The sequence below is a fragment of the Nodosilinea sp. LEGE 06152 genome (genome assembly GCF_015207525.1).
Taxonomy (GTDB): domain Bacteria; phylum Cyanobacteriota; class Cyanobacteriia; order Phormidesmidales; family Phormidesmidaceae; genus Nodosilinea.
In genome coordinates this window covers 133,257-142,744 of sequence record NZ_JADEWR010000022.1, presented here as the reverse complement: position 1 = coordinate 142,744, position 9,488 = coordinate 133,257, and the positions used below count along the sequence as shown (strand labels likewise).

The 9,488-nt window shown below is 50.8% G+C and carries 14 protein-coding genes; 11 read left to right on the top strand and 3 right to left on the bottom strand.

Annotated elements, in window-relative coordinates; genetic code table 11:
* Window positions 1-530 precede the first annotated feature (530 nt).
* The 6 genes from IQ265_RS23975 to IQ265_RS23950 all read left to right on the top strand — a co-directional run bounded on the left by IQ265_RS23975 (window position 531) and on the right by IQ265_RS23950 (window position 4,261).
* Window positions 531-785: a hypothetical protein gene (locus IQ265_RS23975; RefSeq protein ID WP_194058277.1), complete on the top strand. Its 255-nt coding sequence runs from the start codon at window positions 531-533 to the stop codon at window positions 783-785.
* A gap of 26 nt (window positions 786-811) precedes the next feature.
* Entirely contained in the window at window positions 812-1,771 is a 960-nt protein-coding gene (locus IQ265_RS23970; protein WP_194058275.1) for an HNH endonuclease, read from the top strand.
* 151 nt (window positions 1,772-1,922) lie between these two features.
* Entirely contained in the window at window positions 1,923-2,780 is an 858-nt protein-coding gene (locus IQ265_RS23965; RefSeq protein ID WP_194058273.1) for a hypothetical protein, read from the top strand.
* Window positions 2,781-2,807: 27 nt separating this feature from the next.
* Complete coding sequence (locus IQ265_RS23960) at window positions 2,808-3,494, top strand: hypothetical protein (RefSeq protein WP_194058271.1); 687 nt, start codon at window positions 2,808-2,810, stop codon at window positions 3,492-3,494.
* A gap of 73 nt (window positions 3,495-3,567) precedes the next feature.
* A complete protein-coding gene (locus IQ265_RS23955; RefSeq protein WP_194058269.1) occupies window positions 3,568-3,753 on the top strand; it encodes a hypothetical protein in 186 nt (61 codons plus the stop codon).
* A 187-nt stretch (window positions 3,754-3,940) separates the two neighbouring features.
* Window positions 3,941-4,261, top strand: coding sequence for a nucleotidyltransferase domain-containing protein (locus IQ265_RS23950; RefSeq protein WP_347405011.1), 321 nt, complete (start codon window positions 3,941-3,943; stop codon window positions 4,259-4,261).
* A 16-nt stretch (window positions 4,262-4,277) separates the two neighbouring features.
* Here the strand turns inward: IQ265_RS23950 and IQ265_RS23945 are convergent, their stop codons facing one another.
* Window positions 4,278-4,514 carry a helix-turn-helix transcriptional regulator gene (locus IQ265_RS23945; protein ID WP_194058267.1) on the bottom strand — a complete coding sequence of 79 codons (237 nt, stop codon included), beginning with the start codon at window positions 4,512-4,514 and terminating at the stop codon, window positions 4,278-4,280.
* Window positions 4,515-4,647: 133 nt separating this feature from the next.
* On the opposite strand from IQ265_RS23945, the gene IQ265_RS23940 reads away from it, so the two are divergent.
* The 4 genes from IQ265_RS23940 to IQ265_RS23925 all read left to right on the top strand — a co-directional run bounded on the left by IQ265_RS23940 (window position 4,648) and on the right by IQ265_RS23925 (window position 6,634).
* Complete coding sequence (locus IQ265_RS23940) at window positions 4,648-4,953, top strand: hypothetical protein (protein WP_194058265.1); 306 nt, start codon at window positions 4,648-4,650, stop codon at window positions 4,951-4,953.
* Window positions 4,954-5,020: 67 nt separating this feature from the next.
* Window positions 5,021-5,620, top strand: coding sequence for a hypothetical protein (locus IQ265_RS23935; RefSeq protein WP_194058263.1), 600 nt, complete (start codon window positions 5,021-5,023; stop codon window positions 5,618-5,620).
* A gap of 42 nt (window positions 5,621-5,662) precedes the next feature.
* Entirely contained in the window at window positions 5,663-6,004 is a 342-nt protein-coding gene (locus IQ265_RS23930) for a hypothetical protein (RefSeq protein WP_194058261.1), read from the top strand.
* Window positions 6,005-6,229: 225 nt separating this feature from the next.
* A complete protein-coding gene (locus IQ265_RS23925) occupies window positions 6,230-6,634 on the top strand; it encodes a hypothetical protein (protein ID WP_194058259.1) in 405 nt (134 codons plus the stop codon).
* Window positions 6,635-6,701: 67 nt separating this feature from the next.
* Here IQ265_RS23925 and IQ265_RS23920 read toward each other — a convergent pair whose 3' ends face one another.
* Entirely contained in the window at window positions 6,702-7,481 is a 780-nt protein-coding gene (locus tag IQ265_RS23920; protein ID WP_228038383.1) for an ABC transporter permease, read from the bottom strand.
* Complete coding sequence (locus IQ265_RS23915) at window positions 7,468-8,403, bottom strand: ABC transporter ATP-binding protein (protein WP_194058257.1); 936 nt, start codon at window positions 8,401-8,403, stop codon at window positions 7,468-7,470. Before IQ265_RS23915 ends, IQ265_RS23920 begins: the two co-directional genes overlap by 14 nt.
* A gap of 247 nt (window positions 8,404-8,650) precedes the next feature.
* On the opposite strand from IQ265_RS23915, the gene IQ265_RS23910 reads away from it, so the two are divergent.
* The gene (locus tag IQ265_RS23910; RefSeq protein ID WP_347405012.1) at window positions 8,651-9,334 is read left to right on the top strand and encodes a Uma2 family endonuclease; all 684 of its coding nucleotides are present in this window, start codon (window positions 8,651-8,653) and stop codon (window positions 9,332-9,334) included.
* Window positions 9,335-9,488: the final 154 nt, after the last annotated feature.

Here is a 9,488-nt window from a genome sequence, read left to right as displayed (position 1 = left end):
CAAACCATCTTGGGATGTGATCACGGGAATCACAGGGGCCGCTTCGCTCTCTTGATAGCGATCATTCTTCCGAAGCGAGTACAAAGCCCCAAGAGACCAGACGGCCAACTTTTCTAGCGAGTCCACGTTGGAAGGCAGGTTAGCTGGTGCAAAAGCGGTCATAGATTTGCCCTAAGAACTTACTTGAATTTTGCCCTATCAGCAGGGCTATCAAAGCGCTAATTTAGGTCACTATTTAGGCAAGTTTGCAACAGCAAAACCTAGAATCCCTACAGGTTAAACGTTGCAGGGCAAAGGGTGAAGGTCTGCAAAACCTCCACCCCCGGTTCGAATCCGGGTGTCGCCTTGAGGTAAATCGGTAGATTGAGGGGCTAGACTCTCTGAGCTAACGGCGAGGGCACATGGGAGTGCAGCCCTCGCCGTTGCTGTTTTTAGTCAAATTTTAGGCATGGCTGTGGCCACGATTGGGGTAAAACTGGGGTAAAAGGCGGGGGGCGATCGCGCCCACGGTACTGCAGAGACTTGAAACGGTGCTATCGACCAAGCTCAAGCTGAAGACGATCGCGGAGGTGAAGGAGGCGATCGCCTACGTAGATGAAAATCTGTTTAATTGTTGGCAAGCTGCCACTTACCGGGAGAGTTTGTTAGCTGTTTTGCTAGGCCGCTGGTTTTTGGGCCGACTGGCTAAGATTAAGGAAATTTCACTAACGGGTGAATTTCAAGACTCGCGAGGCTACTTTAGAGAGGCTTGCGCCATTTGGATGGACAGGCTGAGTGAAGCTTAGCGCCAGATGCCTCCTCTGGCTGAACGATGCCAAAAGACCTGCAATACTACGCCAAGAAGTTTGCGAAGCTGAATGTCAATAAGCATCGAGAGCGTGGGGCTGCGCCACACAAGCCTGTGCTGTTGATTTCGGTAATAGAGCTAATTGAGCAGGGCAAGATTCGGCTGAATCAGGTGCCGCTGTCGCCAGAGCTAATTTCGACGTTTCTGAAGTATTGGCGCAGTTTGGTCAGAACCGATCATCGGTCTGATATTTCGCTGCCGTTTGTGCATTTAACTGGGGATGGGTTTTGGCACCTGGCGTTTTACCCGGATAGTGAAACGGCAACGCCGACGGGGTTGGGCCGCAAGGGGGTGACGGCGGTGCGGCGCATTGTGCAGTATGCGTGGCTCGACCCGGAGCTGTTTGCGATTTTGCAAGATCCAGGGCAGCGGGTAATTCTGCTGCGGGTGCTGATCGATAGCTGGTTTGCGGGGCGATCGCATGAGATTGAGCAGCTATCATTAATCGATGAGTTTGAGTCGGTGAAAACTCAGCTTTTGCGGGAGGGTGGGGCGACTTACAAGGTCGAAGACCTGAAGGATGAGGAAAATATTGTTGTCAGGAATGGGGCGTTTCGCAAGATTGTGGTGTCGCTTTATGACCAGCGCTGCGCGTTTTGTGGATTGAGAATTATTAGCGCAGATGGGCAAGACATTGTGGATGGTGCCCACATTAAGCCGTTTGCTGAGTTTAGGGATGATCGCTTTGTGAATGGGCTGGCGCTGTGCAAGAACCACCACTGGGCGTTTGACCACGGTTGGTTTGGGGTGGATGACGATTACCGAATTGTGATTCCGCAGGAGCGGTTTATGGAGGAGCCAGCGGTGGAGAGTCGGGAGATGTTGGCGTTTAGGGGAGAGGTGATTAGGCTGCCGAGACAGAGGGAATATAGGCCGAGCTTGGAGGGGTTGGGATGGCATCGGAAGAGATGGAAGGTTCATTAGGAGAATGTTGAACAAATTCAGATATAGTTTCCTCTCATTAAAAACTAAATTTGGAGCCTGTTTTTATGAACTCTAAGTACATAAATTAGCTCTTGAAATCAAATTTGTTACTTATAAAAATATTTCACTGTCTTATAGTGAGCTTGTTGTCATGACCTTAAAGGTAAGATTTGCTGGAGATTTTGCTCAGGATAGAAAAGTTCCAATGGGCATAATGTCTCACACGCTTTTTTATACAGAAAAAGCATTTGAAAGAGCCTATCTTGATGTCCAAAGAAATGGTCTTAGGAAGAACGAAAAAATGCATAGTGACGACTATGCTAGAGCAGTTTTATTATTCGAGAACATTGAGTACTCAAGTGTTGGATTCAAATTCGTTGAGCTTAGTTCCGATCTAATCCCTTCTGTAAATCGTCTCATTAAATCTTTGCTTTCTTCGTATGAGAAAGCTGCTCAAGAGGGAGATTTGAAACTCTCGGATGTAAAAGAACAGGTAATTACCCAAAGAAGAATTTTAGAGGCGAGGGGAGATTCTATTGTCCCGAGTTACGCAAATTTTGTTGAAAACCCAGGAGGCAAGATTCTAGGTGATTTCGGAGACAGATCAATCAACAAATACATTGACCAGGCAATAGTGCCTATTCGAAAACATGAAGGTGACGGCATAATTGAATTCTCCATGAAAGGGGATGAATTGCATACATTTTCATTCAATGCATTTATTGCCGAAAGATTTGGTAAAATTATTTCTCATAAAACCTTAGGAGAACCCTTTATTTTGTCTGCAACATTAATTTCAGCAGACAACAATCTCAAAGCAAAAGTTTATAACACTATATCAAGGCGACAGATGAATGTGTTTTTCTCCGACCTGGATGAATTGGTTTATTTTTCGCCTTTCATAGGAAGAAAAGGCGAACAGTTTCAGTTTATTGCTGCTCCAGTTATTGAGAGTGGAACATATGATGTTACTTCAGGAGACGTATACTTCTTGAAGTTTATGGGCTAAAAATTAATTTTAAGTGGAACCAGGAGAATGGATGATTTTATTGCTGAAATAAAAAAAGCATATCTAGAAGAGATAACCATCCTGCTCGCCCCTAAGATGGTTGTTTTTACCATATTCTTTATGCTTTGCATCGTTTCTTGGAGTGCCAGCGAAGGACTTTGGGGGAACTTGCTAGCATACAAAATTGTTTCATTTTTTGATTTTTCAACTGGTCCCATAAGTCAAGTTTTAGTCAGGGATTTTTTGGTTGGGGTGATCGCTGCATACTTGACACACTACTCTTATCAAATGGTTAAAGACAAATGGTTTAACTTTGTCGGGCATAGAATAAACCTAGAAGCTCGAATTAACGCTCGAATCCAAGAGTCAAGTCATCTAAGGTCCGAGAACGAAGCCATTAATTTATTTATCGTTAAAGGTGTGCAAAAAGATATAGAGGATGGAGAAAAAAAGCTTTACAGGTATCATAGCGTTGGAGCATTTTCAATGTCTATTTTAATTGCATCGATTTCAGCGTTTATTTTTTCATTCTCATTAGGATATTCCAATGGCGCGTGGGTTTTTCATCGTCTAGATCTGCTGGCTTCTTTTGCATCTCTTGTAATTATATTGTTCGTTCAAGAGAGAGCGACTATTTATTTTTTGAAGAGAATGATGCCTTTAATTGTTGTAGAAAGTACTCTTGCTGGTAAAGGGTACAATCTTATTCAATAAGATGGGCGTTACTCACCATTTAACCCTTGCTATTCCCTAACACAATCGACATCTTCAAACCCCAATCTTTCCTATGCATTCCATCCCTCGCAAAACACCGACAGCTTCCACTCGTGCTGACACCACACCAATCCATGCTTCACTAGGTTTTATTAAAAATAATGTTCAAAAGCTCCGCTCAGTCGGCCTCATGGCGGATTTGGCACTTCCAAAATCACCGCTGCAATACATTGCTTTCTCGCCACCTTTGCTGCAATAGACTAATATCTTGGGACAATGCGCCGCTACCTTGCAAGGCTAAGAGTGAAAAATTTAGGGTTCCCATTAGATTGCCAAGATGCATGTTGGGCGGTGCCTACCATACTCATTTACTTTCCACACCAACACAGTTGTTACAATTAAAGCAGCTAAATCTCTACAGCCTCTGATTAATCAATAGCCCGACCGTGGATATAACCGCCACTGAATTAGTCAAATGCAAGCAGGTTCAAATTGCAGAGTTGTGCCGCCTCAACCAGGTCGCTCGGCTCGACCTCTTTGGCTCCGCCACCCGGCCTACCTTCGATACCCAGACTAGCGATTTTGATTTTCTAGTCGAGTTCGCTACCAACACCCCAGAGGGTGCCGCCGATCGCTTCTTTGGCTTAAAGCACGGGTTATCTACAGTCCTAGGTCGCACCGTAGATTTGGTTGACCTTGCCGCCGCCAAAAACCCCTACTTCTTGCAAGCGATCGCCCGCGATCGCCTTACCATCTATGGACATTAAGGTTCAGCGATATGTTTCAAATGTCTTTGGTTTCTTCGCCTAAATAGCGTTCCACAAAGGCTTTGGCGGCTTCTGGCTTAAGTTCTTTAAGCGCTCTGACAATCTCCAGCACTGTTTCAGCCGATGGGTCACGTTTCTCGTTTGCCCATCGGTAGACGCTGTTGCGTTCAATATCGAGAGCCGCCGCAAGGCTGTATTGGCTCACCTCGTATTCCTCAAGCACCTGCCTGAGTACCTGGCCTGCTTTTCCCATGCCTTCATGGTGTCAGAGGACTATAACCACGTAAATGTCCATTCGGTAGACGAAATCCCAACTGTTGACGGCGTCCAATCCGGCTACTATACTCGTGTTATCCAATCTGTTGACGCTAAAGCCGGAGCTTTCTATGTCATCCAACCCTACCGCCCACTATAGTGCCCGCATCCTAGACCCCGAATCTGCTGGCCCAGTTCACCTTGAACTCACCCTCAAACTCCACAGCTACCCTCACCCCGATCGCGAACCCGTCAAAATTCTCGTCATCGGCAGCAAGCGCTCCGTCAGCTCTATTGTTGTTGCCCTGCACCAGCTTGGCTTTGCCGAAATCTTCGAGTGGACAGACTTCCTCAGTGCCCCCAATGCCGATCGCCCCCTTCAGTTCGGCTTCGACGAGGTGATGAAAGCGTTGGTAAAGTATTTGCCAAGAGAGTAGAAATTTTGGGAATCCTGAAACTCGGTTTGTATAACGTTTTAGGGATTCCCTCCACACTCATCTACCCATGCCTGCTCTTTGGGACAAGCTGCTTCATTTTGGTGTTGGCATTGCGACTGGTATAGCCTTTTGGTGGGTGCTGGAGCGCTACGCTCGCAACAGTGCTCAAACCATCAACCCGATTTGTTTCTTGATCATGCTGGTCTGGGGGGCAAGCGGGTTATTCTTTTTTCGCAATCTGGGCATCCCCATCCTCAGCGGCACCTTCTTCTATATGGCCTTTCTCGACTGGGATATACCTCTTTACCAGTGGACAGGCTTTAAATTCCTAATCCATCGCAGCTGGCTGTTCCATTCGGTGTTGATACCTATGGCAGCCCTGGGCGGATGGGTTTGGCTGATGCAGCAATCTCGGCTGGCCCAGTGGCAAAAGTCTTTAGCTAATTGGGTCCGCGACGGGGCGATCGGCCTTTCTATTGGCATCAGCGCTCCCCTCATTTGGGATGCGTTGCTATCGTCAACCCGCCGAGGCTTTTACATTCGAGGATTTAGTGGCTCAACCTCCTATCTGTGGCTGTTCGTCAATCTTGCTGTTGGTATCGGCCTGCCTCTGCTAATCGCTTGGAGTATGCAGGCACCCAATTACAGCGACCGAACTGAGCGTTAACCAGTTTTACCCCTTTCTATTTAGGTCTATAGGGCAACTACAATGCGATTTCTCTCTTACGTACTGGGTCTGGCTTTGATTTTGCTGGGCATTTACTTCTTGGGCAAAAACATCGTGTTTACGACCCATGCTTATCCTTGGTGGCGAGGCATTGCCGCCGACCTATCCGTTATTTCTCTCTGTATTGGCGTGTTTGCCCTGGTATTTTTGCCGTCAGATCTCAAACCTTTTGGGTGGGTAGCCGTCGCGTTTGGTATTGTCTGCGTGTTCGCTAGCAGTCGTGCCATCTTGAATCCAACCAGCCTGTGGCAATTCTTCTTGGCCCTTACAGCGATGGGGTTTGGCTACAAGATGCTATCGGGCAGACGCCGTTCGTTCTATTAAAAAGGTTATGCGGAGAGAGTAGGCATGGGGCATCGGCTATAAACTGGCCTAACCCCCGCCCTGCTCTCTACCTACAATCGCTATAGTTAGGTCGGGTGCCCGGCAGTTTTCTCTGCCGTCATACTATTTTCTAGATATCCACTACCCCAACCCCTGCTTCAGGGATGTAGTAGCCATTTAGAGAAACAGTGTGAGATATCGTCCTGTCCTTTAATCAATTCTGCAATGCGATACTGGTTAGTCTTAGCCCTCGCCCTAGGTGTAGTGGGCCTTTCCCCGACCAGCACCCCTGCCCAGGCCCCCGCTGACCCCGCTACTTCCTCGCCCCAGGGCGACGTAGACCCACTTTTCCTGCTGCGAGGCAGAAACATAGCCCGCGCGGCTGCCGAAACCGCCAATGGGGGACTGGGGAACTACATGGCCGAGCCCGCTATGCACGGCCCCACGGCAACCGCCCCCGTGGTGATCAATGAGGATGGTTCCCTGCTGTTTACCTTCAAGGGCTTTCGCCCCGAAGATCGCAGTATCAACGGCAACCCCGTCTTCTCGTTTGAAACAGAGGTGCTGATAAACCCCAACCGCACCTTTGAGGTTCTCTACAACGGTCCCATTCGCCCGGTCACTCCTTAACCCCGCTTTGTAGGGGCATTGCACTGCAATGCCCCAGGGGTATGGCGGATGAATCGGGGTTATAAGTCTAGTAACCGCTCAGGGAACCGCGCTGCTTGGCAGTGGCTTCGGCCCAGCGGAACACCAGCAGCCCCAGGGCAAAGTAGACGATGCCGTTGAGCAGGGCCAGACCGTAGGTGAACCAGTCTAGACCCAGACTTCGGGCCATAAGGTCGCGCAGCAGGCCGGTGCTGGGCAGCATGGGCAGCAGAAACCGCAGGTACTGCATCAGGCCAGTGGCTTCTTCTAGGGGGGCGGCCAGCAGAAACAGCAGCAGAAACTGAAAAATCCCCAAAACCTGCTGCACCCGTTTGAACACCAGCGCCGCCGCCCCCATCAAAAAGGCCAGCCCATACCCGGCCAGCAGCAGCGAAGCCAGCGGCAGCAGTAGCAGGGGCGGAAAGGCCAGGCGACTGCCGGAGAGCCCCATCAGCAGCAGCAACACCACCACCAGAATGACCAACCGCAGGGCCAGGCTGGCAAAGGCTCGGGCCAAGAATACTCGCGGTGCCCCGTAGGGGGAGAGAAAAACCTGCTCCAGGGTGCCGGTTTCGGCTTCGATCTGTAGATTGATGGCGATGTCGTTGTTGACGGAAATAATCAGGGTCCACATAGCGTAGCCAAGCACCACGGCATCGAGGCGATCGCCGAAGGCAAACCCCGGCCCGGCCATGTACTGGGCACTGGCAAACAGCCCGTAGAAGACCGCCATGATGATGACAATCCCCGAGATTACCTCCGTGGGATAGCGAATGAACTGAATCCAGGTGCGCTTGAGTTCGGCGTGCAGTAGATCAATCATGGGCATGGGAAGAATCTGAGTGGTCGTTGACCAGTTTGAGAAATACTTGGGTGAGGTCGGCGCGATCGCGCTGCACCGACACCAGCGGCACCGGGCTCAGCGCCCCCAGCAGCCCGTAGAGATGTTCGGGGGTGCCAGCGTAGGTAATTTGCCTGCCCTGCACCGTTGCCCCTAGCTGGGTCACGGTGTGAATTTGCTGGGGCGACAGATCGCCCTCCACCTCCAGGTGATAGGTGGTGGAACTAGAAAATTCTCTCAGCAAGGCTTCGGTAGACTGCTCGGCAATGATGCGCCCCCGGCGAATGATCGCTACCCGGTCAGAGAGTTCTTCGGCCACATCGAGCTGGTGGGTGGTCAACAGCACAGCACGGCCTTCCTGGGCAATCTGGCGCACCAGGGCTTTGACCATTTCGCTGGCTTCCACATCAAGCCCCAAGGTGGGTTCATCCAACAGCAGCAGCTTTGGGTTGTGGATCAGGGCGACGGCGATCGCCACTTTTTGCTGCATGCCGCGAGAGAGCTTTTGCACCGGGGTCTGGCGCTTTTCCTCCAGCCCAAACCGGGCTAGCAGTTCCAGGCCTCGGCGGTGGGCCACCTTGCGGGGCACCTGTCGCAGAACGCCGAAATATTCCAGGTTTTCTTCTGGTGTCAAGCGCCAGTACAAATTGCGGTTGCCCTCCAGTACGGCCCCAATGTGGCGCAGCGCGCGGGGCTGGCGGTGGGGGTCTTCTCCGGCTACGGTAATTTGCCCCTGGGTGGGGCGCACCAGACCAGCGATCATTTTGATGGTGGTGGTCTTGCCAGCTCCGTTGGGGCCTAAAAAGGCCAGCACCTCGCCCTGGCGCAGGGTCAGCGAGACCTGTTGCACCGCTTCAAACCGCTGTTTGCCCCGCCCGTATACCTTGGAGAGATTGCGGGTATCCAGCACGACGGAGCCCGATGAAGAATTTTCAGCCCAACCATCGGTTGGACGATGAGCAAGTTGCACGAAATAGTTCAGCTCCCAGCGACAGGTAGAGTCTTTACTTATCTTAAAGTTTTTACCGATCGGTCGGCGTGGTTCAGGTGCAATTGACTCAGCTTTAGGGTGCTCACTACGGAGCCAAATGGCGGGAGCCACCAGGTAGTGTGGCGCAAATCATCACAAGCCAAGGCACCGCCACGCATCGGTTAAGATCAATGTCATTAGCCATCCTGCACCGAGGGAATTTTGCACCATTGCACCCTCCACTTCAACCGCTCTACAAACCGATACCTGGGTCAAAGCCACCTGGGACGATTTCGTCGCCAGCCTGGACACTGCTCCCTACGACGAAGGCCGAGGCTACTTCGACAACGGCTACATGAGGATTGAGATGGCTCCTTTAGGTGGTGGGCATGCGCGGCAAAATTCGGTTGCTATGGATGTTGTCAGTATTTTCGCTGTAGTACGCAAGATTCGGATTGCCAAATTCATTAACGGCAGTTTCCATAAAACTGGAGAGCGAGGCTGCCAGCCGGATGTCGCCTTCTACATTGGGCTGGATTTTCAGCTCCCACCTCAGGACAATCCACCCATTGATGTCAACGTCTTTGGCCCGCCGACGCTGGCGATTGAGATTGGCGGCAGCTCTTCCAAAGACGACCTGGGGGCTAAGCGACTGCTCTATGAGCGGTTAGGGGTAGGCGAATACTGGGTGGTGAATGTAGCAGAACAGCAGGTGCTGGCCTTTGCTGTGGCTGAGGGGGGTAGCCGACAAATCCGAGTGTCGGGGGTGTTGCCAGGGCTGGAACTAGCGCTGGTTGAAGAGGCGTTGGGGCGATCGCAAACCGAAGACGATACCATCCTTATGGGCTGGCTGATGGAGACTCTGGCTTAAACCAAGTCGGTGTGCCTTTAGCATTAAACGAGTGCCGATACAGTGCCTTCAGCGCTGACAAGGTCTTTTGCCAAATTCCTAAGCAACGGATCAATCCCTAGTCTGCAACCGTTGGTTAGGTTTGTGTGGAGGTGCAAAAAACTTTCAGCCCCAA

What these genes read in the sequence shown, in the direction of transcription:
- IQ265_RS23970 (WP_194058275.1), top strand. Translation starts at nt 812, where the DNA reads ATGCCAAAAGACCTGCAATACTACGCCAAGAAGTTTGCGAAGCTGAAT.
- IQ265_RS23965 (WP_194058273.1), top strand. Translation starts at nt 1,923, where the DNA reads ATGACCTTAAAGGTAAGATTTGCTGGAGATTTTGCTCAGGATAGAAAA.
- IQ265_RS23960 (WP_194058271.1), top strand. Translation starts at nt 2,808, where the DNA reads ATGGATGATTTTATTGCTGAAATAAAAAAAGCATATCTAGAAGAGATA.
- IQ265_RS23955 (WP_194058269.1), top strand. Translation starts at nt 3,568, where the DNA reads ATGCATTCCATCCCTCGCAAAACACCGACAGCTTCCACTCGTGCTGAC.
- IQ265_RS23945 (WP_194058267.1), bottom strand. Translation starts at nt 4,514, where the DNA reads ATGGGAAAAGCAGGCCAGGTACTCAGGCAGGTGCTTGAGGAATACGAG.
- IQ265_RS23940 (WP_194058265.1), top strand. Translation starts at nt 4,648, where the DNA reads ATGTCATCCAACCCTACCGCCCACTATAGTGCCCGCATCCTAGACCCC.
- IQ265_RS23935 (WP_194058263.1), top strand. Translation starts at nt 5,021, where the DNA reads ATGCCTGCTCTTTGGGACAAGCTGCTTCATTTTGGTGTTGGCATTGCG.
- IQ265_RS23930 (WP_194058261.1), top strand. Translation starts at nt 5,663, where the DNA reads ATGCGATTTCTCTCTTACGTACTGGGTCTGGCTTTGATTTTGCTGGGC.
- IQ265_RS23925 (WP_194058259.1), top strand. Translation starts at nt 6,230, where the DNA reads ATGCGATACTGGTTAGTCTTAGCCCTCGCCCTAGGTGTAGTGGGCCTT.
- IQ265_RS23920 (WP_228038383.1), bottom strand. Translation starts at nt 7,481, where the DNA reads ATGCCCATGATTGATCTACTGCACGCCGAACTCAAGCGCACCTGGATT.